This window comes from Myxococcus llanfairpwllgwyngyllgogerychwyrndrobwllllantysiliogogogochensis, from assembly GCF_006636215.1.
Taxonomy (GTDB): Bacteria; Myxococcota; Myxococcia; order Myxococcales; family Myxococcaceae; genus Myxococcus; species Myxococcus llanfairpwllgwyngyllgogerychwyrndrobwllllantysiliogogogochensis.
Genome location: NZ_VIFM01000029.1, coordinates 28,084 through 52,701, shown reverse-complemented (window position 1 = coordinate 52,701; position 24,618 = coordinate 28,084). Strand labels below are relative to the sequence as shown.

25 protein-coding genes are annotated in these 24,618 nt (G+C 65.7%); 2 read left to right on the top strand and 23 right to left on the bottom strand.

Going from position 1 to position 24,618, the window contains the following annotated elements; all coding sequences use genetic code 11:
• Positions 1-133: 133 nt before the first annotated feature.
• The 11 genes from FJV41_RS10070 to FJV41_RS10020 form a co-directional block, all read right to left on the bottom strand.
• Entirely contained in the window at positions 134-1,945 is a 1,812-nt protein-coding gene (locus FJV41_RS10070) for a serine/threonine protein kinase (protein ID WP_181790537.1), read from the bottom strand.
• 10 nt (positions 1,946-1,955) lie between these two features.
• A complete protein-coding gene (locus tag FJV41_RS10065; protein ID WP_246137128.1) occupies positions 1,956-2,903 on the bottom strand; it encodes a DUF2381 family protein in 948 nt (315 codons plus the stop codon).
• A gap of 66 nt (positions 2,904-2,969) precedes the next feature.
• Entirely contained in the window at positions 2,970-3,269 is a 300-nt protein-coding gene (locus FJV41_RS10060; protein ID WP_141642220.1) for a hypothetical protein, read from the bottom strand.
• Positions 3,266-3,772, bottom strand: coding sequence for a hypothetical protein (locus tag FJV41_RS10055; RefSeq protein ID WP_246137125.1), 507 nt, complete (start codon positions 3,770-3,772; stop codon positions 3,266-3,268). The genes FJV41_RS10060 and FJV41_RS10055 overlap by 4 nt, the downstream gene beginning before the upstream one ends.
• 98 nt (positions 3,773-3,870) lie before the next feature.
• Positions 3,871-6,273, bottom strand: coding sequence for a fibronectin type III domain-containing protein (locus FJV41_RS10050; protein ID WP_141642219.1), 2,403 nt, complete (start codon positions 6,271-6,273; stop codon positions 3,871-3,873).
• A gap of 2 nt (positions 6,274-6,275) precedes the next feature.
• Positions 6,276-7,112, bottom strand: coding sequence for a hypothetical protein (locus FJV41_RS10045; RefSeq protein ID WP_141642218.1), 837 nt, complete (start codon positions 7,110-7,112; stop codon positions 6,276-6,278).
• An 11-nt stretch (positions 7,113-7,123) separates the two neighbouring features.
• Positions 7,124-9,709, bottom strand: coding sequence for a phage tail family protein (locus FJV41_RS10040; RefSeq protein WP_141642217.1), 2,586 nt, complete (start codon positions 9,707-9,709; stop codon positions 7,124-7,126).
• Between the two features lie 39 nt (positions 9,710-9,748).
• Positions 9,749-9,931 (bottom strand): hypothetical protein, encoded by a 183-nt coding sequence (locus FJV41_RS10035; protein WP_141642216.1) that lies wholly within the window; start codon positions 9,929-9,931, stop codon positions 9,749-9,751.
• A gap of 14 nt (positions 9,932-9,945) precedes the next feature.
• Positions 9,946-10,329: a phage tail protein gene (locus FJV41_RS10030; protein WP_141642215.1), complete on the bottom strand. Its 384-nt coding sequence runs from the start codon at positions 10,327-10,329 to the stop codon at positions 9,946-9,948.
• Positions 10,330-10,363: 34 nt separating this feature from the next.
• Positions 10,364-10,789, bottom strand: coding sequence for a phage tail tube protein (locus FJV41_RS10025; RefSeq protein ID WP_141642214.1), 426 nt, complete (start codon positions 10,787-10,789; stop codon positions 10,364-10,366).
• Positions 10,790-10,802: 13 nt separating this feature from the next.
• Positions 10,803-11,216, bottom strand: coding sequence for a hypothetical protein (locus tag FJV41_RS10020; RefSeq protein WP_141642213.1), 414 nt, complete (start codon positions 11,214-11,216; stop codon positions 10,803-10,805).
• A 107-nt stretch (positions 11,217-11,323) separates the two neighbouring features.
• Here FJV41_RS10020 and FJV41_RS10015 point away from each other — a divergent pair, with 107 nt between their 5' ends.
• Complete coding sequence (locus FJV41_RS10015) at positions 11,324-12,097, top strand: AlbA family DNA-binding domain-containing protein (protein ID WP_141642212.1); 774 nt, start codon at positions 11,324-11,326, stop codon at positions 12,095-12,097.
• A gap of 24 nt (positions 12,098-12,121) precedes the next feature.
• Here the strand turns inward: FJV41_RS10015 and FJV41_RS10010 are convergent, their stop codons facing one another.
• The 12 genes from FJV41_RS10010 to FJV41_RS09955 all read right to left on the bottom strand — a co-directional run bounded on the left by FJV41_RS10010 (position 12,122) and on the right by FJV41_RS09955 (position 21,650).
• Positions 12,122-12,556: a minor capsid protein gene (locus FJV41_RS10010; protein ID WP_141642211.1), complete on the bottom strand. Its 435-nt coding sequence runs from the start codon at positions 12,554-12,556 to the stop codon at positions 12,122-12,124.
• Positions 12,553-12,876 (bottom strand): hypothetical protein, encoded by a 324-nt coding sequence (locus tag FJV41_RS10005; RefSeq protein WP_141642210.1) that lies wholly within the window; start codon positions 12,874-12,876, stop codon positions 12,553-12,555. The genes FJV41_RS10010 and FJV41_RS10005 overlap by 4 nt, the downstream gene beginning before the upstream one ends.
• On the bottom strand, positions 12,876-13,541 hold the full coding sequence (locus FJV41_RS10000; protein ID WP_141642209.1) for a hypothetical protein: 666 nt from the start codon (positions 13,539-13,541) through the stop codon (positions 12,876-12,878). Before FJV41_RS10000 ends, FJV41_RS10005 begins: the two co-directional genes overlap by 1 nt.
• Positions 13,542-13,544: 3 nt before the next feature.
• On the bottom strand, positions 13,545-13,988 hold the full coding sequence (locus FJV41_RS09995; RefSeq protein WP_141642208.1) for a hypothetical protein: 444 nt from the start codon (positions 13,986-13,988) through the stop codon (positions 13,545-13,547).
• 27 nt (positions 13,989-14,015) lie between these two features.
• On the bottom strand, positions 14,016-15,119 hold the full coding sequence (locus tag FJV41_RS09990) for a phage major capsid protein (RefSeq protein WP_141642207.1): 1,104 nt from the start codon (positions 15,117-15,119) through the stop codon (positions 14,016-14,018).
• The gene (locus FJV41_RS09985; protein WP_141642206.1) at positions 15,116-15,778 is read right to left on the bottom strand and encodes an HK97 family phage prohead protease; all 663 of its coding nucleotides are present in this window, start codon (positions 15,776-15,778) and stop codon (positions 15,116-15,118) included. The genes FJV41_RS09990 and FJV41_RS09985 overlap by 4 nt, the downstream gene beginning before the upstream one ends.
• A gap of 101 nt (positions 15,779-15,879) precedes the next feature.
• On the bottom strand, positions 15,880-17,091 hold the full coding sequence (locus FJV41_RS09980) for an HNH endonuclease (RefSeq protein WP_141642205.1): 1,212 nt from the start codon (positions 17,089-17,091) through the stop codon (positions 15,880-15,882).
• 75 nt (positions 17,092-17,166) lie between these two features.
• A complete protein-coding gene (locus FJV41_RS09975) occupies positions 17,167-18,471 on the bottom strand; it encodes a phage portal protein (protein WP_141642204.1) in 1,305 nt (434 codons plus the stop codon).
• Between the two features lie 8 nt (positions 18,472-18,479).
• Positions 18,480-19,895, bottom strand: a complete 1,416-nt coding sequence (locus FJV41_RS09970) for a terminase large subunit domain-containing protein (protein ID WP_141642203.1) — start codon at positions 19,893-19,895, stop codon at positions 18,480-18,482.
• Positions 19,885-20,355: a hypothetical protein gene (locus FJV41_RS09965; protein WP_246137124.1), complete on the bottom strand. Its 471-nt coding sequence runs from the start codon at positions 20,353-20,355 to the stop codon at positions 19,885-19,887. The genes FJV41_RS09970 and FJV41_RS09965 overlap by 11 nt, the downstream gene beginning before the upstream one ends.
• Before the next feature lie 219 nt (positions 20,356-20,574).
• Positions 20,575-20,883 carry a hypothetical protein gene (locus tag FJV41_RS09960; protein WP_141642202.1) on the bottom strand — a complete coding sequence of 103 codons (309 nt, stop codon included), beginning with the start codon at positions 20,881-20,883 and terminating at the stop codon, positions 20,575-20,577.
• The gene (locus tag FJV41_RS09955) at positions 20,883-21,650 is read right to left on the bottom strand and encodes a sigma-70 family RNA polymerase sigma factor (protein ID WP_141642201.1); all 768 of its coding nucleotides are present in this window, start codon (positions 21,648-21,650) and stop codon (positions 20,883-20,885) included. The genes FJV41_RS09960 and FJV41_RS09955 overlap by 1 nt, the downstream gene beginning before the upstream one ends.
• Positions 21,651-22,308: 658 nt before the next feature.
• On the opposite strand from FJV41_RS09955, the gene FJV41_RS09950 reads away from it, so the two are divergent.
• Positions 22,309-24,570 carry a virulence-associated E family protein gene (locus FJV41_RS09950; RefSeq protein WP_497812657.1) on the top strand — a complete coding sequence of 754 codons (2,262 nt, stop codon included), beginning with the start codon at positions 22,309-22,311 and terminating at the stop codon, positions 24,568-24,570.
• Positions 24,571-24,618 lie beyond the last annotated feature (48 nt).

Here is a 24,618-nt window from a genome sequence, read left to right as displayed (position 1 = left end):
TGACTTCGCGTGAAGGCAGACGGAAGGTAACTCCAGTCACGTAAGACGTGAACGACGCTATAGGTTGGAGGCCGCGCAAAGCCCGCATCCGGTAAAAACTACAGGCACCGCAAAGCCTCTTTACAAAGAGAGACTAGGGCCAGTTTTTTACAGCATAGCCGTAGGCGCTCCGGGGGAAATAGACGGTTCCGGGCTGGGCTCCCTCCTCTGCCTCCTCGGCACCGTTCTCACCAATGACGATGCAAACGGGGTATGTGCGCCCATTCGAATACCTTGCTTCGGTGTAGCGTGCCAACAAGGCTCCGCCGCGTGTCCACAATCGACCCAGGAGCACTGTTCCCGTTGGAAGTTCTCGATTCCCATTGAGGACAACGCCTCTTACCGGACCATCCGAATAGTCACCTCGCTCATTCATCGCCCCCGGCTGGCTCTTGTCGAGGGTCACCACCACCGAGTCTCCTTCCCGAATACGGAGCACCTCGAACATTGCCTCGCGCGCTTCATCGGGGCATTCGCTTGGACCCGGACGTACCTGGGAACTGCTCGGACACCCCATCTGCAAGGCCACGACGGCAGTGGCCGCAGCGCACTTCTTGAGGAACTCGGCCCGGCCGCCACTGGATGCAGGGGCCTTCATGGCCGGAGACTCGGACGTACTGGCGACGATAGGGGCACGCTTCACGGAGGGGCTTTCCTTCTGGACTGGACCTTGAGGGGACAACGCTACCCCAGGGGATGATGCAACAGGCGCGGGAGAAACGACGCCTGTTCCCAGGGGCATACCGGCATCCTCCTGCGGGGCCACTACGAGCAATGGGGCGCCCGTTCCGGCGTCTCTCTGCGCGGAGGGCTCGACGGATGCCATCGCGCTCGACTCCTGCCCGGACTGCCTCGGCGCGAAGAAGCCCACCAAGGCCGCCAGAGTGAGCACCGCCCCGAGGGCACCTAACACGATTCCACGTCGAGGTCGGGCCGGCTTGGCGGCATCTTCCGTTCCGGTCGCAGGAGTGAGCAGGGGCTTTGCCGTGAGGGTGTGAAGCGGTGTCACCCACTCGGGGCCCGTCTCTTTCGCGAGGGCCTCCAGCTCACGCCGCACCGCCTCAGCCGTGGGGGGCCGATTCTCAGGCTTGCGCGCGATGAAGCGCATCACTGCATCGCTCAGAGCGCCTGGAACCCGCTCGTTCAACCGCCGAGGGTGCGGCGGCATCATTCTGCCCTCGACGGGCGTCTTCACGGAGTCGCTCGCGGGCTGGGGAGCGGTCAGCACATCGAAGAGACACACGCCCAGGGCATAGACGTCGTCCGTGACTTTGAACTCATAGCGAGCGTCGCGGTTGTCGCCATTCTCCCGGAGGAACCGGGACGCCTCGGGAGAGCGATAGCGTCGGGTTCCAGGTGGAAGCGGAGCATCCGTCAGGTCTTCGGCGTGCGTGTAGTCTCCCGCGCTGAAGTCGATGATGAACGGCTCATTGTCCGAGGCGCGCACCATGACGTTGCTCAGCTTCAAGTCGCGGTGGAAGACGCCACGCCCGTGCATGTAGTCCACGGCAGCCGACAGCTTCACGAAGAGGCGGACGACTTCCTGCGCAGTGGGGTGTACCCGTTCCACCCATTCCGCCAGCGTGTACCCGTCCACGAAAGCAAGAATGACGTAGAGCCAGCCACTCTCGAAGTCCGGCCATCGCCCATGGGCGTGAGCCGCAATGATGTTGGGATGGCGAAGATGAACAAGACACCCCAACTCGCGCTTCAGCCGTGCATCGGCCTTTTCCTCATCTCCGCTCGTGGCACGGTGCATCGCGACCTTCATCGCGAAATGCTTGCCGTTCATCTCCACTTTGTAGACGGCACCGTAGGCGCCCGCGCCAACGAGCTTCACGATACGCCAACCATGGACCGTATGGCCGGGCGGGAACTGTGCAGGGTGATGAATGACTGTCAGCATGGCGCATCCATTAAAACGCTATCCCTGGAATGAGCACTTGCGAAGCGCCATTACTGTCAAGCAACTCCAGGAGACACGTTTCCCCCGGCAACCACGACGGCACCTCTGTTTCAATCACCACTAGGCCAGCCTCGTTGGGCTCTACCCGTGGAAAGACTAATCGCACGCCAAGCACGTTCAAGACAGTGCCGCTTTTAGTGTGTACAACACGGGCCGATGATGGAGCCCAGGCATTCTTCCCGGTGCTTCTGACTTCGACGCTTATAGCGGCCCATGTTGAAGCTCGGAATGTCGTACCGCCCACAAGCTTGAGCGATTCTGCATGGTTCGTTGCCTTCGCTATTTTGATGCGGTTTGCATCTATCCCCCAGTGGTCCAGCATGCCAGACATAATTAGCCCGACAGGCCCGCCTGAATCCCGCAGCGCCCGAAGTGCCTGAAGCTCTTCCGTCTGTGCCTTGAGCTGAGCGCGAGTGTCCATCAACTCGGCTTGGAGTAGTTCGACGGAGTCCTTTCGACGAAAGACTTCCACGCGTGTGTCCACCTGCGCAGCATGGGAGACGAGGACAAAGACCCCACGGTCCTGCGCGGGACTGCCGGCAAACCGGACCCGGAGGCCGAGCCTCTCCCCGGGCCCCAGGTCCACGGCAGGCTCCAAGGCCAGGATTCGCTCCCCCACGTCCACGAGGCGGAAGCGCTCGCGCCCCTCCAGTTCCACCGAGCTACGGTCGAGAGGGACATCGAAGACAAGCGAGGTTAGGACACCCGCCGCGACGCGCAGCTCCGGCACAGGTTCGGCGGGGCTGCCTGATAGAGCCACGCGCCGCTCCTGGCGTTCGCGAGCAGTAGGAAGGGGCTGCGCCGAAGCGGCGACTCCCAGCAATACGGAAAGGATGGCAACGGGTCGAAGCAACGCGGATTCTCCGGCGCCGACCCTACCAAACCTGGAAGACACCATCGCCGGGAAAGCCATCCGAGACAGTCAAGTCCCGGACGACCCAGGAGCTTTGCACCTGCGACCCCGTTAGTGCGCCAACCGCGCCGCCGTGAAGCCGAGCCCTACCCCAAGGGCGAGCGCCACGAGCACCTTCACCAACGGCGCGTCTCCCGCATGCTGGCGAAGTTCCTCGTTCTCCACCTGGAGGCGACGCACGTCCCTGGCTGTGTCGAGACACGCTCTCGTGGACACCCAGCAGCCCTCGGAGACCGCCACCGTGCGCCCGTCCTGAAGCGTCACGGTGGCATGGGCGACGTCCAGCACCTCGTCCTCGGCACGTACCGGCCCCGCGAGCACGAGGGCCAGAGCCAGGCCAAACCACCTCACGGCTTGCGGCCCTTGTGGAGCTGCTCCAGGACGGCCACCGCCGCCGCCTTGCCGGCAATCTCCCCTGCGGCCAGCTCTCCCGCCTCCTCGGCCTTGCGCACCACCTCGTCACCGAAGAGGAGCGCCTTCAGCACGGAGAAGCCACCCGCCGCCCCCAGGCCGATGCCCAGGGCCTTCAGCAGCAGCGTCCAGGTGAAGGACTCGCCCGCTACCAGCGCGTTGGCTACCGCACCTGCCACGGCCACCAGCAGCGCCAGCACCGCGCCAGCGCGCGAGGACGCCAGCCAGGGGAAGATGCTGCCACCGAAGCGGCGCAGCGCGTAGACGACAGCCACCACCGCGAGGGACGCAACGAGAGCCCAGTTGCGCGCAGTCACCGCGTCGAACACGAGGCGCGCGAACTCCTCGATGCGGCTCGGGTCCGGGACACCGGGCGACTCGGCGGCCAGGGCGGAAGAAGCGAGCAGGAGGGAAGCGGCCAGGAGCAAAGAGGGACGGGGCATGGTGAGCCTTTCGAGCGGGGCTCGCAGCGCCATGCCGCACAGCTCCCACTCTCCCTCTCTTCAATGGGGACGCTTTCCAGCCGTGGCCCACGCCTTCCCTATTGCTCCGCGCGGAAGCGCACGCCGTCCAGGCTCACCCAGACAGCCCCCACCGGCACCGCGTACACCTGCAACGTGCCATCCGCGTTGAGCTGGCCAAGCCCAAAGCCGTTGCTCGTGGGAAGCGCGAGGACGCGCGGACTGCTGGGACGGTAGCCCACCGGCAGTCGGTAGACGGTGACGTAGCCCACCGTCCCCGGACGCACGGCACCGCGCATGGACACCTCGTTGTCGCTGTTCTTGTAGTAGCCCAGCGGCCACGCAGTGGTGTCCCAGGCCGTCCACCCATTCTCCAAGTCGTTGAGTTGGTCCGTGCGAATGCCAATCCACGGTTCAACGAGGCCGCCCACGCGCTCCAGCCTCACGGAGTCGACGTAAACCCAAGGCTCTCCGGTGGTGAGCGGCACGAAGAGGCGCACCTGCACGTAACGCGTCCCTGTCGGCGCGGCATGGAAGCCGGTGAGGCGATGCCATCCGCTGGCCGCCGGCAACGCGCGGCTGGTGCTCGACGTGGACAGCGCGTTGAAGGCGCCGTCGTACCAGACGAGATGGACGGCCAGCACGGTGCCGAGCTGCGTTGTCTTCGCCAAGGCGTCCACGCTGTACCTGTCCCCGGGGCGGGCAATCATCGCCTGGGAGTCGAGGCGCGTCCCGCTCGCCAGCAGCCGCACCGCGCGCTGGCCGGTGAACGCGTCCTGCGTCACCTGGGCATGTCCGGCCCACAGTCCCGCACCCATGGCCCATGCATCCGGGGGCGAGGACTCCACGCTCCATGCCTCGAAGTCCGGATTGGGTGGTGACTCACCAAAGGCCACGCCGGGCATCAACGTGGCAGGCGTCAGGTAGGCCGTGGTGACGGGCACCGCCTCCGAAGGCGCGCCGATGTTGCCCTTCACGTCCCGCCCCACCACCCGGCAGAAGTACGTCACGCCCGGATTCAAGTTGGACAACTGGAAGGACGTCGTCCTCGCGCGCTCCTGGAAGGTGTCCGCAGAAGGGACGAAGTCCGGCTCCCGCGAGACGTGCAGCTCGTACTCGTCCCACTTGGGGCCTGAGGGGGCGGGAGTCCACGCCACGGTGAAGCCGTTGACGATGGGCGTTGTCTTCAGCAGTTGGGGCGCCGCCGGGCCGGTGAAAGGCGCGCTCGGAGCGATGCCGGGACGCGCGTCGCGCTCCAGCCACTCGCGTACCGACGTCGAGGGCTGCCCGCGCAGCACCAGCTTCATGCGGGCGGTGCCATCCGTCGCGCATTCGTGCTCAAGCTCCTGGACGGCGAGCCGCTGCGCCGTGTCCAGGCGGACGCCATCCGGCTCCACGCGCACCAGGTCCCCCAGCTCCATGCCCGGGTGAGGGTCCACCGTCATGCTCACCGTGAGGGGCGAGACGGAGAGGTCCGCCACCGCCGCATCCGCGAGGCGCTGCGCTTCGGCCTCGGTGTTGATGTTGCTGGAGTCGCCCTCGGCCAGTTGCATCCACCGCCGCCCCACCTGGGCGCGCGCCGTGGGGTTGCTCGCCGTCACCTTCTTGCGCTTCGGCACTCCCGACGCGTCGAGGTCCGCCCTGTCGCTGTAAACCACCTCGACGTCCGTGCGGATGTCCACGAGCTGGCGCGTCACCGAAGTGAGGTCCGCGTACTCGTCCGGGCCATAGGCCCACTCCTCGGCCATCTGGAGCCGGTCCGGCGCATAGAGCGTCAGCGCGTAGGCCCCGGTGGCTGCCCGCCACTTCATGCGGCAGTCCCAGCCGATTCGCTGCGCGAGGGTGCGCACCGCATCGAGGATGGGCTCCACCTTCTGCGCGTACTTCCCGCGTTGGGAGAGCGGGTCCACCGGCACGTAGAGGCCGAAGCTGGCCATGCCGTTGTCGTTGCAGATAGCTTGAATGATGGCCTGCACGGGGACGCCCGCGGAGTCGTCGCCGTATGCGCGCTCAACCTCGATGAAGGTGTCTTGGAGCAGGCCGCCCAAGTCGCGACCCACCACCTTCAACTCCTCGGGTCCCGTGTCCACCTCGTCAATGCGGCCCCGGAAGACCTCGAAGTAGTCCTCCTCCCTCGGCACGCCTCCCGGCGCCGCCAGTCCCAGCTCGATGCGGAAGTAGGCCGCCTCCACGAGCAACGGAGCGAAGCTGCCTCGGGTGGTGTTGGCGAGGGACTGCACCACCAGGGGCGACAGGGACATGCGCCCCCCACCTGCCCCATTGCGCGCAAGTGCCACCTCGGCCTCGGCCACGGGCGCGTCCAGCTTCTCGTTGATGCGCACGCCCAGCACCCAATCGGCGCCGAACAGCGTTTGCAGGTTGAGCCAGACGCCTTGCCCGTCACGCACCCAGACGCGGGGATGCGTCGAGTAGCCCGTGGGGCTGGTGAGGAGAGCGGCCTGGAAGGACGAAAGCGGACGCATGCTCAGCGCTCCTGCAACTCGAAGTCGAACTCTTGACCCAGCACGCGCGCCCCGGCCTGCCACCACTCCACGGCGCGCCCCTGGCCCACCTTGCCCAGCACCACGCGCGGCTCGTACAGCGCGGGGCCCGAGGCCACGTGGTACGGATACGGCGCGCCGAAGGGCTGGCCAGTGGCGTACCAGGGAGTCACCCACGCGGAAGGCGCCACCCACGGAAGGATGACGAGGTCATCCACCAGCAGCGCCGCATTGGTGGGGTTGCCGATGCCGCCGCCAAACCCGCCGAGGATTCGCAGCGTCACGTCCCCCGCTGGAAGCGCTCCAGCCCCGTCCACGACGAGCGCGCCACTGTTGGGCGTAGTGGAGTCGACGCGCCCATCACTGGAAACGAAGTGGCCCGCCCGGTGGATGAAGTGCGTCCAACTGGCTTGCCCCTCCAGCTTCCACCAGTAGGCCACCGTCCACTTCGAGCCCATGCCCGTCAGGAACGTGGCGCTGGAGTTGGCGGCCATGCGAAGGCACGCGCCATAGCGCCCACCCGCGACGCCCGCCGTCACCGTGCCCGTGGTGGCGCTCGGCAGGAGGAAGGCGTTGCTGCGCATGCCCGCCTCGAAGCTCCACACGTGGCCCTCGCCCTTGAGGAGCCCCCGGTATGCGCGGGCGTCCTCCTGGGAGAGCGGCCCCGTGTTGCCCGCGTACGTGAGGACTTCTCGCCGCTCGCTGGTGCGCAACCACCCGGAGAAGGCGCGACGGTGTTCCCCCAGCAACGTGGGTGTGTACGTGAGGCCCCGCTCGGTGAGCACCGGCAAGGGGATTCCAGAGAGGGCGAGCGCAGCCATGGTGGGAGTCCTCAGACGGGGGAGAAGCGGGACGTCAGACGGATGCGGCTGCCGCTGGTGCGCACGCCCGCGCGCTGCTGGCGCAACGTCTCGTCGCGGCGCGTCTGTTCCATGGCGGCGTCAATGTCGTAGCCGACGATGTTGTAGGTGACGGGCGCGGACTGGGACGTCGCGCCAACGCCGAAGCCGAACAGGCGCCGCATCCGCTCGTAGTGCTCCAGCACTGCCGGCGGGATTTGCGGCACGGCGCCCCCTTGAATGGGCGTCGCCGCGTGCTCGTCGTCCCCGGGTTCCTCGGGCGCGGGAGCCGTGGGCGACGTCGGGGTGGGCGGACGCGTCGGCCCTTCCTGGGCGTTCTCCGACTCGAAGGTGCGAAGCGCGCGCTTCCAGGCGGACGGGACATTGGTCAACGCTTCGGTGGCACGCGACACCGCTTGCGTGTGCTCGCGCACTCGCGCCGTTTCCTCAGCCCGTGCCATGGCCGACTCCCACGTCGTCCCCTCCAGGGCGTCCTGAGAGGCACGCATTGCGTCCGTGTCCACCCTCAACCCGTCAAGGCTGCGAGCGAAGCGCGCCAGGCCATCAAAGCCCGTCCAGGAGATAAGGCTGCTCAACGCGTGGATGACCTTCTGCACCGCCCCGACGATGAGGTTCCACACCCAGCCAATCGCCCGAGCCACGGCGAGAATGACGGTGGCCACGAACTTCAACACGCCAAACAGGGCCTTCATGACGGGCCCCACCAGCTGGCCCAGCGGGTCCATCAGCATGACGAAGAACTTGCCCATCTGCTCGAAGAGAGGCGCGAGGCCCTCCAGCAGCTGCCCGACAAGAGCAATCAGCGGCGCGAGAGGCTTAATCGCATTCCCCATCATCTCGAAGACGGGTGTCAGCGCGGAGAAGAAGCCGTCGATGACGAGGGAGATGGCGCCCAAGAGCGGCTGGAGCGGTTCCAGGAGCGTCCCCAGCGCATCGGCCACCTGCTGAATGATGCCGTTGGTGGCCTCGATGACGCCCTTGAATCCCTCGGACTGCATGAGCAGCTCCGACACCACGGCGATGATGGCGCCATAGGCACCACCCGCTTGAAACCCTTGCAGGCCCGCGTTGATGAGGTCGCCCAGCTGGCCCAGTCCGCCGAGGAGACGGTTGACGATTCCCTCGCGGGCGCTCTCCATGGCCGCGCGGGCGCTCTCCATGGTGGCCTTGGCCGCATCGGCCAGAGCCTCGGACTCGCGACGCACCTCGCGAAACGCGGCAGCTCCAGCGGCCTCCTCGGCGCGGACGCTGGCGACGAATTCGCGGTGCGACTCCTCGGCGGCCTGCTCCTGGAGCTTCGCCAGCTCGCGCGCCCGTGCAGCCTCCTCGCGCGCCGAGGACTCCAATGCGGCCTTGTCCGTAGGCTGGCGGATGCGGGCCTTGCCGGTGGACGCCACGCCCGTCAGCTGCGCGACGAGCGCCTGGATGGCTTCGGTGAAGTGCTCCAGGTTGATCGCACGGGCGATATCTGTCCCCAGGCGCTTGGCCCCAGCCGCGCTGGAGTTCAACCCGTAGGCCGCGCCCTCGGCCAACGTGCGCCCGGCCCCGGCCACCGCCGAGCCCACCGCTTCCGCTGTCTCCCTCGCCCCCGTCCAAAGGAGCTGGGCGCCTTGCCCCAACGTGTCGAGGAGCTGCTGGCCGGTGAGGGTGGAGACAGCCGCGAAGGTGTCCGCCAGCTGGGAGAAGCCCGCCGCCCTCGCCACCGGCTCCAGCAGGCGCGAGACGCCACGCACCAGGGCCGCCACGCGCTCCAGCATGGAAGCGGCGGCACGCCCGAGGAAGTCCCCGAGGGCAGCGAAGGCGCGGGCGTAGGCGTCCACAATCCGCGCGGCCAGCTGCCCCAGCTTCTCGCCCAGGCCCCGGAAGAAGTCCGCGAGGCCCGTGCTGGAGTCCGCCCAGGCCGCGTAGACGGCTCCCGCGAGCAGCACCACTCCCGCCAACGCAGCGGCCACGGCGGCGAGCGGCACCAGCAGCGTTCCGAAGGACAAGGCCAGCCGTGAGAGGCTGCCTTTCACCGAGGGCGCGGTGGCCACCATGCCGCCCATGGACTGCGTCACCTTGTCCATGCTGCCCGCGAGCGAGGCCAGCGCCGTGGACTTGTTCAGCGCATTGAAGGCCGACAGCAAGAGGCCAGTCCCGGCGGCCACGGCCTCGACAACGCCTGCCATCTTCCCCAAGGCACCCAAGGCGAGGCCCGCGCCCGCCACCCAGACAGCCATGTCCAGGGCGCTGGCCTTCACCTCGGGCGAGAGGGACTGGAAGCTGGCCACTAGCTTCTCCAGCCCGTCCGCCACCTGCTTCGCCACCGGCATCAGCGCGTCGCCAATGTCGGCGGCCAGGGTGTAGAGCAGCGAGGTAATCCGCTCCACCTCCTCGGACATGGCCGCGTTGGACTGGGACGCGGCGGCCACCGCGCCCGCGAGTCCCACCGCCACCACCGCGCCAATGTCCCCGAGGTCCCCGGCCTTCTCCTTCACTTCCTTGGCGGCCTTCTCCACGCCCTTCACCAGCTTGGCGAGGTTGGCCATGGCCTCGCCAATGGCGGCCGTGACCGCCACGTAGAGTCCCCCAACTTTTAGCCCGCCGCCTGACATGCCTCACCTCTTCGGACGCTTCCGGAAAACCGTCGTCACTGTGTGGCCGCCGCTCCCGGGCCCCGCCTGGGGACGCCCCGTGCGCAGCTCGTCGGCCTCCAGCTCACAGAAGGCGAGCAGGTGGACGACGTCGTCCCAGGCCCACCCACGCACCTCGTCCGGAGACTGGCCCGTCAGCTTCACCACCCCATGCAGGGCCTTCAGCTCGGGGTGGTCTCGGAGTTTCCCTTCGCGCTCTCCAGCGTCGGGCCCGCGAAGGCCGAGGCCAGCTCGCCTTGCACTTCCTCCAGCCAGGGCTCGTTCTTCACCGCCGCCACGTCGGCCTCGGTGAAGACGCGCGTCGCGGTGCCCGGGAAGTACAGGCAGGCGACGGCAATGCGAGCCATCATCATCATCCCCGCCGCCTCGTCCACGGGATGGCGGTTGTCGCCCATCTCCTTGGCGTCGCGCGACGCGGACAGCACGTCCATCTTCTCGCCCAGCGTGGGGCGGCAAATGTCGTAGTCGGCGCCGTCGAGAGCGACGCGCTTGTGGAGGGCTCGGCGGGTGCCCAGGGGCTTGCGGTGCATGGCGGGTGCGGACATGGGTATCTCCTCGAAGGTGGAAGGCAGTGGCCAGCTACACGGCAACAGGAGCGCCCTGGCCGTTGAGAGTGACTGAGAAGGTGACGACGTCCGTGGAGGTGCGTCCTTCCTCGTAGGACGTCACCGTCACAGGGTAGCGGTAGCCCTGGCTTCCCACGGGTGCCGTCTCGTCCTCGATGATGGTGAAGAACACCGTGGCGTCTGACTCGAAGGCATCGCGCAACACCTTCTGAGGCGCGCTGCCCTGGAGGACGTGGCCAGACAGAGGGATGGTGAAGGACTTGAGGGTGCCCTTGCTGCGCTTGTATCCGTCGCCCCCGAAGTAGTTGGTGTCGACGGTGTCCTTGGCGCGGTTGACGGGCGCCTCGGTGACGCCGTCCAGCGCGTCAACCTCAGTGGGCGCTGTCTCCGTGGCGCGGATGTAGAGCTTGTCAAAGAAAGCCTCTCGGGGCTGGGCCATGGGTGTGTCTCCTTCAGTGAGAGGGGAAGCGGCGAGCGAGGAAGTCCTGGAGGACGGCGGCGACGCGGCGACGTGCGCTTCCTCGGGCACGTCGGAAGGACTTCCGGAGGAAGTGGGACGGCGGGTTGAAGATGGGCGCGCCCCAGTGCCAGCCCTCATGAATGGGGCCGGCGGACGGGTGCGAGTAGCCCGCTGTCCACGTGGTGGAGAGGGGAGGCCCTAGGTTGTAGCGAGGACCGTCAAGGAAGGCCGTGTCGCGCAGGTGGCCGTCCGCCCCGTCCTTGCCCACCGGCACCAGGAACAGGGAGTAGTCGAGGGCGAGCCGCGCGATGTCCCGACACGGCACGTCCAGCGCGCGCAGCACCTCGGCAGGAGAGCGGCGCAGGCGCTCCAGCTTCACGACATCGACTTTGACTCGGACAGGCATCACACTACATTTATGGGGACACTTTCTGCGACTGGCCCGCATCCCGAATGAAATTCACCCAAGACCGATAACCGTCCGCGACGCGCCTTCTGCTGAATGACCGCCCCATGTTCAAGCCAATATTGACAGCGACCGACCTCCCTCCCATTGGCGCGACCAGGGAGCACTACTCCTTAGACATGAAGGCCGTAATGGACACTTCGAAGCGATTCGAAATGGCGAAGGATATGGCAGCCTTCGCCAACAGCATGGGAGGAACGCTCTTAATTGGAGCAGTAGAAGACCAAGCAACAGGAACACTCGCAGCCTACAGGCCGCTATCCGAATTTGACGCCGCCACAACAATAAAAGCCTACAGCGAAACAGTCATAAACCGATGCTTCCCAGCTCCATTTATCGATTCCAAATCGATACCGCTCAACAATGGCCACATCATAGCAATCAACATCTGGGCATTCCCTGGCCAGCCAGTCGGAGTGAAGACGCGAGCAGACAAAATCGACGGATTCGGCGGCGACTCGTACGTTTTCCCAGTGCGCTCAGGAGTCGACACTAACTTCATTCGACCGGACCAACTGCCCATGTTCATGCTTCCAGAGGTGCGGCGACGTGCAATCATGCTCGAATCAATACCAGCGATGGAGCGCAGCGCCCTGAAGATAGTCTGCGGGACCGTCATTCGCCGCGTCAAACTCGCAACCGTCAACCATCTCGCCAACACCTTTACCGTTGAATGGGAAAAAGGAAACTCCCCCGCACTCACATTCACCCTTCCAATCGACACAATCAAATATATCTGGAAGAACACGGACGGAACATGGAAAATCACAACAACGAAATTCATCATCAATGACGACGGCTCGACCGACATCTTCGACTAGAACAACTCAGCCCCGACGCTGTCCTTAAGTGCGGGGAGCGGCGTATAGGTATCCAAGCTCAAGATTAAGGATCCATTGGTGTCGGTCCGCTCCATCCGTCCCCAGGTACACCGGGGCGCTCTCCTCGGCGCGCACGGTGACGCTCGACACATCGGGCGTCTGGTTAAGCGCTGCGAAGACCGCGTGCGCGAGAGATTGCCCGCCCTCGAAGTCCTCCCGCGCCGAGCGGATGCGCACCTGACAGCCAGGGGACAGGTACGCCGCACGTCCCAGCCCCAGGTACGGCAGAGGTCCAGAGCCACCTGTCACCACCAGCGCCATGGCTTTATCCGGCACACCGCCATCCACCTCGGGCATGGGGGCCGTGAAGAGGTTAGCGCCCGAAGCTGGAGGCCGGACCAAGCCGAGCCCTGTCGCTTCCAGCACTGTCGCCAGCTCCGCAGCAAGGTCGCGACTCACAGCCACACCTTCCGGAAGCGCACCATGCCCGCGCCGTCCACCAGTTCGTCCACTGCCACCGGCCGCCGAGCCCGGTTGAAATCGGACGTGTCCTCTCCTGGCAACCAGAGGCGGTGCAGCAGCGTCAACGGCGCGTCCGTGTAGATGACGTGTGAGGCAAGGTGCTCGTTTCCTCCCGCGTCGCGGATGAGTCTTCTGCTCGGCTGGACGCGCGCACGCGCCGATGTCACGGCCCCCAGCGTGGGCTTGCCGTGGGCATCCCGTCCCGTCACCAGAGCGTACGAGATGATCTGACGGAACCTGTCCGAAGGCGACGCCATCAGCTCACCCGATGAAGAGCGTAGTGGGCGAGGAGGGCTTGCGCTGCACCCGGAATGGGACTCTTGCCCTCGGCCTTCGCCGCGAAGTAGCTGACGCTCCAGTCGCCAATGGACTCACTGGCCACCATGGCGTCGACACCTCGCGAGCGGTAGAGCTGAACCGCCGTGAGGACCGCTGCTTCCTGCACGTCCTCTGGAAGTGTCACCGCCAGGGAACCATCGAGCGCGCGCTGTCCTGGAGTAACGTAGCCCCCGTCGTAGACGACGCGGAGTCCATCCTCGCCACCGTCCCCATGGAAGTCCCCGAGCATCCCCGTTACCCCACTGCCCGCGCGCACCGTGGCCTGCCACACGCCGCGCCGTCGCCTCAACATGCCGGACTCGGCCAATCCGCCCGCAAGCTCGTACTCCTCGGCGGGGACCTGGCTGCCACCCTCCCAGACGCCGGAGACTGCCAGGACGGGAGGGCGCTCCAGAAGAAGCAGGGGGCGCCCGTAACCAGTTGGATACTCCACGAGGCCCAGGCCACGCTCGAAGACTCGGCCGCAGTAGCCCGCCACGGCGCGGCTTGCCGCCGTGACGAGCACTTCCACGCGCGGAGACACGGGGATGCCCAAGTCATCCGCGACAGTGGAGGCAAGACAGAGGTCCGCAGCTGAAGGCATGGCTCACCGCACAGGGAATTCGTCGGCGCCGCCGAGAACAAGGGCCGCGCCCCATTGCGCGGTGTCCGTGTTCGCCGCCGACAGGTCGGGCGTCACCCTCATACGGAGGAAGCGCTTGCGGTTGGCGACGCGCAAGTCCACCCGGAGGCAGAAGGGTTGAGTCGCAGCGCCACCGGCCACCACCGTTACGGCATTGGCCAGCGTCTCGTCCGCGCCGAACGTCACCCCGTCCTCGGACTCGGCCAGCTTCACCGTGGCCTTGAGCGTCTGGCCGGCCGCACAGTTGGTGCTCCCCGTGAAGAGGAGTTGCGCGGAGTCGAACCCGTTGCGGTCCACGGCACCGCTCGTCACCTCGGCGGCGTCACCCGTCCCGCCGGCCGTGAGCGCGCCACCTGCCACCCCGACGGCCTTGTAGAAGACTTGGAAGTCCTGCGTAATTGCGTGCATGTCGTGTCTCCTGGTGATTCCGCGGGCTCAGTAGCCCTTGCGCTCCGAGAACGCCTTGTCGTGCCGCAGTTTGAAGTCCCCTCGGCAGATGCCCCGGAGCGTCGTCTCGTCGTACTCGGCGCGGACGTCGTGCTCGGACAGCACCAGCTCCGTGTCCACGCCGTAGAGCAGCTGGTCCCACGTGCCGAAGAGGATTCGGCTCGGCGCAATCCGCGTGGAGGCCTTGTAGGGGAAGCCTCGCAGCGTGCCCCGGTTCAGCATCTCGTCCCGGAAAATCCAGGTGCCGCCGTCCTTCAGTCCCAGCAGTGCCGTCTCCCGTGTCGGGTGCAGCAGGAAGCCCGGACGCCGCAGCTTGATGTTCGCCTTGAGCACGTCCTCCACCATGCCGTCCACGTCCGCGAGGTAGTGGTCCGCGCTCGTTCCGCTCCGGGCCTTCGAGTGCGAGGAGTCCATCTGCGCGAGGACACCCTTGGGGTTGGGGCCCTGGCCGTCCCCGTTGAGAGCCGCCTCGTCCATGCCATCCGCCGTCGCCTCGCGGAAGTCCTCGGCCACTCCCGCGTCACCCACCGCCGGGTTGCGCAGGAGGTCGTTGGAGATGTCGGCCAGAATCATCGCCTTGTGGGCCTTGAGCACCACCTTCCCGTGCGAGGGCTGCGACTTCTCCACCTTCTCGCCCTCGCCAATCCATTTGAAGGTGACGCTCCCGGTCTTCTTGCCGAAGTGGAGCTCGCCCTTGAAAGGCACGGTGCGAGCGCCCAGCGCCAGGACGACGGAGTCAGGACGGAGGAACTCAATCATCTCCCCCGCTTCCTGCACCGGCACCAGCACGCCCGCCGAGCTGAAGACGCTCTCCTGCACCGCCTTCTGGACGTCCGCGCCACCGAAGCGCTTGGCCTGCTCCAGCACCGCCTCGCGCGTCGGGTTGCGGCCCGCGTTGACGACGGCCTTCAGGTACGCGCCGAAGCCGTTCAGACTCTTCAGGATGCCGGGGACCTGGTTGTCCTCGGGCTTGGACTTCGAGCCCATGAGGCCCGCCAGCCCTTCACGCTGGCCCTTGGCCTGCTCCATCAGCTGCGCGGCCACGAGAGGGCCCAGGGACTTCGCCACTTCCTGCATCTGCTCGGGGGTCATCGCATCTCCTTGAAATGCTGCAAGAGGGCCTCGGCCGTGTGCTTGGCCAGGGCGTTGACGTCGGGGGCTGGAGAGGGCGCGGCCTTGCTCCGCTCGCGTTCATCGAGAATGGCGACCACGGCCTTCGCCACGTCCTGGATGAAGGCGGCGCGCTCGTCGGCCAGCTCCTTCACCCTCACCGCGCGCTGGTTGCCCGGAATCGTGACGACGGAGATTTCGAGAAGCTCTTGCTGCTCGCAGTCGAAACCGCCGCGCTCGTTCTCGTGGTAGCGGTGCATGAGGTAGCGTACCGACACGGCATTCAGGATGCCGCGCGCAACTTTGCTCTCTACCTTCCGAGCGAAGTCGTCTTCCTGATCGAACTCGATGTCCACCAGGAGGGCATCGCCCTGCACGTAGGCGCGTCCCTTGCCGATGGGCAACACGTCCTTGCGGCCCGTACCGAAGAAGCCACCGGAACCGTCGTCATGGTTGTAGAGGACGACGGGATTGACGTTGAAGGCGTCCAGCATCCAGCCCTGGACGCTCAGACGGTCGTTGTAGCGGTCGAAGTCGCCGTCGTTGGCGCGGAAGGTGTGGAGCCTCGGCGCACCGTCGATGGGCGCAGCGGCGTCCTTCTGGACGGTGAAGAGGCGGGCTCTGGAGAGAGGGCAGGGCATTCACCTCTCTTTATGGGGACGCTTTTCGCAAGTGGCCCAAGGGCTACACGTTCCCCACAGGCAACCTCGACATGCACACGACGCTCCGTCCACGCAGCAAGCTATGTCTCATCTCTCTTTTTGAGCATCTCGAAGAACTCCACTTCTGCCTCTTCTCTTCTTCGTCGAGACGCCGCTTCAATACGCGGCATCAGTCCCGTCGTAATTTCCTCAACGTAGAGTGCAATGATGCGCTGCAAATCTTCGTCAGACAGCTCTTTCCCAGGGGCGCCGGATAGTGCTTTCGCCCAATGACGCTCGGTAACCGAACCGAACCAACCGTCCAATTGAAGCCGATGCACGTCGACGAACAGGCTCTTTACCTGCGCAATAGCCAAGTCGCACCCCTCTTCAAAACTGAGTCGAGAGCACTCTCCAAAGCGAGGAACTCGAAGGCGGGCTTCACTCTCCCCGTTCACACGATCACGGCGACCGAACTGGTCGACACGATAGCTGTAGCAGAAGTCGCCATTCAGACTGCAATCTGCAAGCTTAATAAGGAACGAAAGAACCCCGAAGTATGTCACGACACCGATTACTTCCCTCGTACTTGCGTCGCCGCAGACCATTGCCAAATGATCCAACTCGCCAATGGGATTGGTCTCACTCCCTCTTAAATCCAACGAACACACTTCCACGGGATGAACAGTCGGCTGGGCTCCATTCAGAATGAATTGCCTTATTGAATCAAATTCATCACCCAGAACAAGTTGAGGCTCATTCGCCCCAAGCAGATTGAAGGCGATTTTCGCGGCAACCCTATAGGGCACATCATGCCAAATGTTGAAGCTCGAACGAATCGCTGGAGCCGGCCGCAGTCGAGGAACAATCTGAGGCCGGATCGTCTCCATGGCCTTCTCAATATCGAAACTGATGCCTGCCTTCGCAAGCTTTCGCTCCAGTGCCTTACGAACCACCTGCTCATCTGGTGGAGCTCCAGTTATTGTCACCTTTCGCCCAACAATCTCGACATTGAGAGGCCCGGGGACCAACCGAATGCCGCGCCCCGATTCAATTACCAGCTTCTCTCCATCCACACTCTGCACCTCAAGCGAGGGTGGGTGGTCACCTGGCCGTCTATGCGAGCGAGCATCCAGTGATGCCGTGAAGAAGCGAAGCTCCTCAGCCAGCACTGCCTCCATTGCACTGAAATGCCGATTCACTGCACCGTCAACGATGCAATCGGACGTCAATCTGCCACCTAGAAAGTTGGGAATGACATGTTCGAGGCTTCTCTCTTCGATGCTCCTCTTCGAGTAAATATCAATCAACATCGAGTGACGCTCCGATCAAACAAGCCGAATAGACGGCCTTCCTATTCAAGCACACCAGATTGACTCCTGCGAGCACTAGTCCTCTCCAGGACCAGTGACGACACGAGCATCTCCAGACGTCTGGCCCGGCATTGGCAATGGGTAGCCCGTTCGATTCGGGTCCGGCCGGAGCCCCGCCAACTCTCGCCACTCATCATAGCTGAAAGCCTCCGGCATGGTGCCCATGACGCGGAGCTGGTGTTCTCGGTCCGCCGGCACGGGGCTGTCGTAGTCGAGGATGGCCCCTTCGTCGCCCAGGAGAGGCATCAGTCGCATCTGGTACTCGGTGCGCAGGAATTCCATGCGAGGAAGCGTCGCCTGCTCGGCAAGGTTTTCCCTCGCAGCGAAGGCCGTGGCCTTGTTGGAGCTGGAGATGTCCCCGACGATTTCGGGCGGCACGCGGAAGGTCATCCGGACGAAGTCCATCAGGAAGCGGCGCAGCTCCACCAACTGCATGTCCTTGAAGCTGGTGTCGAGGCGAGCAAACGTCACCTTCCCGCTGGTGATGAGGAGCTTTCCCGCCTTGTCCGGCCCCTGGTGCTCGCGGGCCAGCGACTCCTTGAACGCCTTCGCGCCTGCGCTGTTCGCATCGGACAGTCCCTCAATAGAGGCGATGGCCGGCGGCAGCATGTTGTTCCAGAAGGACGTCTTAAGGAACCGGGCCACGTACTCATCGGTATCCAGCTCGTCCCCCAGCGCGTACGCCGGACCGATGCCGCGCCCCAGCGGGTCCTCGGGGTCCAAGCTGCGCAGGTGCAACACGTCGCTGGCCGGAATCTCCCGCGACACCTTGCCCACCGTCACTGTGTACGTGCGTTGCTCGCGCGGCAGGTCCAGAGCGGGCAGCCGCGTGACGGTGCTCGGAGGAACCGGCCAGAAGCCCACCGGCACACCGCCCACGCGCTCCAGCACCAGGAACGCCTCGCCTACCAAATCCAGGTACACCTGAACGAGCTTCGTCACGCTACGGCCGGTGAGATGGTCGTTCGGGTCTGAGAGCAGCTTGAGGACGGGGTGGTCCGGAACCTCCTGGGCCTCGCCTGCCTCCAGCATCGCCTTCAGTCGCCCAGCCCGGACTTCTCGCGTCGCACTTCGCAGCGCATAGTCCTTCACGGGCTGCCCGTCCTTCTGCACGCGCCGGTAGACACGCCACTGCACGCCCGCCACCGAGTCGGCCACCACGTCCACACACGCGCGGAGCCACGGCATTTCCCGATACGCGGCGAGGAGTTGCGCGGTGCCCCGACGCGGCGGCGCCTGCTGCCAGCGCGCCAGTTCCAGCCCCGTTCCCTTGCGCGGCTCACGACTCACCGCCGCCTTCATCCGTCCCCAGAAGCTCATCGCCAACCTCACAGACAGAAGAAGGAATCCGCGAACACCAGCTCGTGGACGCCCCAAAGCAGGGCATCCACCCGGTCATCGCGGCGGCCGTTGATGCCGCTGAACTTGGAGAGCTGGCCCTCGAGCTTCGGGAAGGTGCCCACCAGCTCGATGCGCCCCGTCTCGGCCAACGCGCTCACCGGCTCGGCGCGCTTGGACTTGGCCTCGCGGGCGCGCACGGGCTTCACGTTGACGTGGACGCCCATCTCGGAAGCCACCGTCTGAATCGTCGTTTCGACCATCTCCCCGCCCGAGTTCACCTCGGCCACCAGGGCGTCACACCCGAAGGCGAGATACTCGCGAATCGCGGCGGCGGCCCACTCGCGCGGCGAACCTCGGAGGCTTGCGTCCTTGAGCACCGAAACGCGTTTGAGTGACGCGCCGTCCGTCCCCACCACGGGACTGTTTCTCACTCCCTGGACGATGATGCCCGTCTCGTCCGAGCCCGTCTCACTGGTGGGCGCGGGGTCCACGGAGACGATGCGACGCTCCAAGCTGCGCGCGTATTCGTGAGCGTCCGCCTCCACGCGGCCCCACCGTGCCGAGCCGAAGATGGCTCCCGGCACATCCATCAGCAGCTTGCCGAGGACTTCCTGTTGGCCCCAGCGCGTGTTCATGAGGGCCTTCATGGTTGCCACGGCACTGGGCGCCAGGTTGGCGCGGTTGGCCAACGAGGAGCCCGTCCGCAGCACCACGCCAGGCCGAAGCGCCTTCGTCTCTGCGTCGGAGAAGAGAAGCTCCTCCAGCTTCTTCAGCGGGCGTGGAGTCCCCGTCAGGAGCAACTGGGGCGGGTTCGCGGCGGTGCCGATGCGCAGCACCATGGGGAGCTGGTCCAGCGCCGCCATCTCATGCTTCCACGAGGCGGGCTCATCGCCCCAGGCCCAGCCGCAGTTGGGCCCGCGCAACCGGTCCGGCTTATCCGCCGAGTAGCAGATGGCGTAGACGCCATTGGGCCACGTGACGCGCCGCTTGCTGGGCTCGTACACCGGCATGAACCACGGGGGCGACAGGGCGAGGATACCGCTGGAGCCGCGAATCATGGTGTCGCGCACGTCCGCCGCCGTGGGGCCGATGAGCGCTCCAATCGTCTTGGCCTCGCGGGCCTTCTGAATCACCCAGCGAGCGCCGCTCCACGTTTTGCCGAAGCCCCGGCCCGCCATGATGAAGCACGTGGCGAACAAGGCCGGCGGCATCTGTTCGCGGCGCGCCCAGAAGTCCAGGTCATGAACGAGCGTCTCCACCTCGGGATGGGTGAGCCGACCGAAGAGACGCGCGAGGCCCTGACGGGTGCGAGCCTGCTTCACCAGGAACGCGGCCGGGGACTCGTCGGGGGCGAGCTGGTCCACCATCACCGAGAAGCGCGAGCACCGAGTGTCACGAGACATGGCCGTCCCCTTCGTCCGTGTCGGTGGCGCTGGAGGCGCTCGCCTCGGGCTCGGGCTCGTCCGGGAGGAAGCGGCCCAGGCGCTCCATCAGCAGCTCGCGGAGGGCCTTCTCGTCGGCTGCCTTGTCCTCGGGCGCCTGCACCTCGACGTTGTCGCGCCGCCCGTAGAGGTCCGGGAAGCGACGTGACAGCAACCACTGGACGTGCTTGGGGTTGTGCGACGCGGCGGCCTGGAGCATGTCCGTTGCCCCCGCCATGAACTTCGCTTCCGCCTCATTCACCGAGAGGAAGAAGTCCCGATACAGGCCGCGCTGTTCCCCAGCGCCTCGGTGATACCAGCGAGAGAGGGTGTGCTCCTCGACGCCCACGAGGCCGGCAACGGCGCGGCGGAACAGGCCGCGCTCCAGATGGGCGCAGATGTCGGCTTGCAACTCGGGGGTGAGCTTTGTTGGACGAGCCATTCATCCCCTTCAATGGGGACGCTTTCCGCGACTGGTCCGGAGTTCTCTTCAAACTTTCATTCAGCGGGCCGAACAAAACCCGAGAGTGCCCTGGCGTTTTCTTGAAGTTTTTCAAGCGTGGGGGTCCGCCGAGCAAGACAGGAACGGGCCCGCCGTCCAAAATCCGGACCCGGGGGGCTCGCTAAGTCCAGCCACAGGTTTTGGATGTGGGACAAGATCTCACCGCGGACTCGGGGCAAGCCGCTGGTTGCAGGCCGCGACGTCCGAGCAGAACACGCGCCAGACGCGCGAGAAGGCCCCGTCCTCGCACGTTTCGGAGACGTCGAGCCTTCCCCGTCCCTTGCGCACCAGGAAGCCACAGACGGAGCACCGGGCCGCGTACCTGTTGCGACGCAGCTCCGGCGTCCGGTCCGCACACGCGAGGTGACGCGGGCCTATCGCCAGCTCGTAGGAGATGCGCTCGCCCTCCAGGATGGGCGCGCCACATGCCGCGCACGGCCCGCCCTTCCTGGCGACGAGCACTGTCACTAGCGGAGCCTCTCTCTCAGATGCTCGCGCAGCTCGTCATGAGCCACGGCCAGCAGTTCTTCGACACGTCGACGGGACATGCACCACCGCGCAGCCAGGGCACGTGTCCCCTCGCGCGGCATGCCGATGCCGTAGGTGCGTGAGAGCACCTCCGCCAGCTGGGGCTCCAGCTCCGAGAGGGCGCGCTGCACAAGGACGCACCGCTCATGCGCGATGAGGAAGTCCTCCAGCCTGTCCACCTCTTGGGCGAGTCGTTCGTCATGCTTGCGCGTCGCGGACCTGGAGAGTTCCTGCTCTGGCGCGTCTCGGCTGATGAGGTCCACGGCCCGCTGCCACTTACCCTTGCCGCGCTGGGCCCGGTCCGGCAGGCACACGTCCGCTCGGTGCACCCGGATTTGGTCCATGATGGCGCGCCGCGCTCGCCACTTCACCCACGTCCTGAAGCTCTGCTCTCCGCGCTTCGCGCGCTGATACGTCTCCACGGCCTTGATGGCTTCCATCGCCGCGACTTGGAAGAGGTCTTCCCGCGACAGGGAGCCGCGTGACTTATCGAACTCCCCCGCGAGCTTTCGCAGCAGGGGCATCAGCATGTCCACCAGCCGGTTGGAAAGCTCTCGCTCGGACTTGGCGTCGCCCTCTACTCGGCACGCGCGAATCGCGAGGACCGTCGTATCAATCCACTCCCGGGACTCTGGCGCTCTCCTGCGCTCCGACTTCTCACCGTCTCGGGAAACCTCTCGCTTCACTGGCTCGCTACCGCACAGCATGACTGCCCCCTGCGACTCGCCTCGTTGTGAAACACTCACGGAACAAAGAACCCGAAGGGAAAGGCATCGCTAAGCAAAGCGCCTGCCATTTCACGCGGAGAACAGTGGCTCGCGCTGCGAGCAACACCAGGGCGAGCGAATGAAACGCCCGCACGCGCGGCATGCCGCACCCCATGACGAGGGGGACTCGACGGACGCAACGTAGTGCCCGCGTCTGACACGAAGTCTCAACCATGCTGGGGAGGACAAAGCCCATGTCCCTTTCTTTTATGGGGACACTTTCCGCGAGTGGCTCAGGCCGCGTGCCGATTCCTCAGCGGCAGAGGTCACCAACAAGGAGTCACTGTCACTGACTCTTCTCTATAAAGAGGGTAGAAAAGTTGAGGTATCAGAGGACATGACAAAGACACACTGGAGTAGTTCTAGAGGACAGATGGAGCGGAGCCAGTGACGGGGACACCCTTCAACGGGGGACGTGCCGAGACGCGAAAAATGAGCCCTGGCTGGGCCAGTCGCGGAAAGTGTCCCCATAAGTAAGTGCGTGAGCCCGCATTCCGACCAGACCCCCGCCCGAAGTGCCGCCCCTGTCGGCGGAGACACCCTCGTCCAAGTCGCCTTCTTCGACGGCGTCCAGGACAACAGACCCCAGTCCCAAGAGGTGACATGGGGCGAGTTGATACAGCTGCTCACCACGCATGCAGTGACGGCCTGCGCCCCATGTGTCGGCCACAGGTGCCCCACGAAGCTGTCCCAACGGGCTTGGGCACCCGTCGACATTGGACCGCGCCGCAATGATGCCGAAGTCCGTTCTGTCACGGTGGCTGTCTTCGACTTGGACGGAGTGTCCACGGAGCAGACTGTCAGGGCCTCGGAGAAGCTCGAAGGCTACGCGGCGGTTGTCCACACCACCCATGGGCACCGGCCCGGCCACACCAGCCTGCGCATCGTCGTCCCACTGACACGTCCAGTGCTGCCCGCCGAGTGGCCGCGCGTGCGGGAAGAAGCGGAACGACTGCTGGAGATACCGGCGGACCCCAACACGCGGAACCTGTCGCGTATCTACTTCCTGCCCAACCACTCGGGCGAACACGAGGCCATCACCAACGTCAGCGAGGGCCGCGCGCTCGATGTCGACGCGTTGCTGGCCTCTGTGCGCCCAACACCTGCCGTCCCTGCCACTCCCCCCAGCCCCAGGCCCTCGGTGGAGTCGGGCCCGGCGGACCTCTACGCACTGCGCGCCAAGCTTCGCCGCGTCCGCAAGCCCGAGCACAGCGCGCTCATTCGCCGCGTGCTGTCGGGGGAGCCTCTTGCCGAGGTGGGCATGCAGGACAACACGCTCAACACCCTCATGTCCTGCGTGGCTCACGTGCTGCCACCGGCCACGCCCGAGGAGGCAATCCTGGAGGTGCTGCGTCCCTGTTTCGCGGCAACGGCCTGGGGCGAGGGCACCGCGCACCTTTGCGAGCAGGCCGTCCTCAAGCTGCGCCGTCACCGCGAGCGCCGCGTCCAGGGGGATGCCAAGCGCGTCGCGGACAACCAGGCTTTGTGGACCTCACTCCAAGGCAGGCCGAAAGCCGAGACGCCCGTATCCACCGAGGAGGACGCCTCTACTGCTACCGAAGAAGACTGGACGCGCGCGCTGCTCTCATACGAGACGAAGGACGGCAGGCGCCTCAAGAACAACGAGGCCAACCTCTTCACCGTGCTGACGCGCTCTCCCGAGTGGCGAGACACCATCCGCTTCAACGAAGTGACGAAACACATGGAGTACGCGGGCGGCCCACTGCCGGACGACACGCCCGTTGACGAGCTGGACGGCCGCATCGCCTGTTGGATTCAGCAAAGCGAGTACGGCCGCCTCGGCATGGACCCTCGCGCCGCGCATGTCCGCGACGTTCTGAGACAAGTGGCCTCTACCAACGCGTATGACCCGCTGCGCGAGTACCTGGAGGGCCTCGTCTGGGACGGAGTCCCTCGCGCAGACGCCATGTTGGAGCGCTACTTCGGCGCCGAAGGCGATGCCGAGCACCTGCGCGCCATCAGCGGCAAGTGGCTCATCAGCGCCGTGGCCCGCGCGTTGGAGCCGGGCTGCAAGGTGGACACGGTGCTCATCCTCGAAGGGCCCCAAGGCATTCGGAAATCCACGGCCTTCCGCGTCCTCGCGGGGGAGTGGTTCTGCGATGCCCCCATCAACATCCGCGACAAGGACAGCACCTCCCTCGCGGGCCGGAACTTCCTCATCGAGCTGGCCGAGGTGACGACGCTGCGCGCGTCCGAGGCGGAAGACCTCAAAGCCTTCATCTCTCGCAACGAGGACACCTTCCGCCCTCCCTATGGCCGCGTCACAGTGAAGACGCCGCGCCGTTGCGTCTTCGTCGGAACCACGAACTCGTCCGAGTACCTGCGCGCGGATTCGAGCGGCTATCGACGGTGGTGGCCCGTCAAGTGCACCCACATCGACATCGCGGGCCTGAAGCGCGACAGGGGCCAGCTCTGGGCGGAAGCCGTGGCGCGCTTCCGCAATGGCGAGGAGTGGTGGCTTGAAGAGAAGCAAGCGCAGCGCGCGGAGCTGCATGCCCAGGAGCGAAGCGAATCGGACGGAGGCCCCGACGAAACGATTCTCCAGTGGGTGTTGAGCTTGCCTCCCGAGAGGCGCAACGAGGTGACTACCGAGCTGGTGGCCCGCGACGCGCTACTCCTCACGACGCCTGGGCAGATTCCGCGCGGCGTCCGCCTCGACATTGGCCGCGCCTTGCGACGCCTGGGCTTCCAGCGCACCCAGCGGCGGATTGCTGGCGTCCAGACGTGGGTCTACCTGCCGCCGGAGAACATCCGCACCGCGCCCCAGCAGACAGGCCCCTCTATTGCACGTTCCTCGCCTGTTCATCTCGTCTCAACGTCCAAGGTGGTGAAGCCATGAAACAGCCCGAGTGCACAACCGTCATCCGTACCCACAGCCACCTGTCTG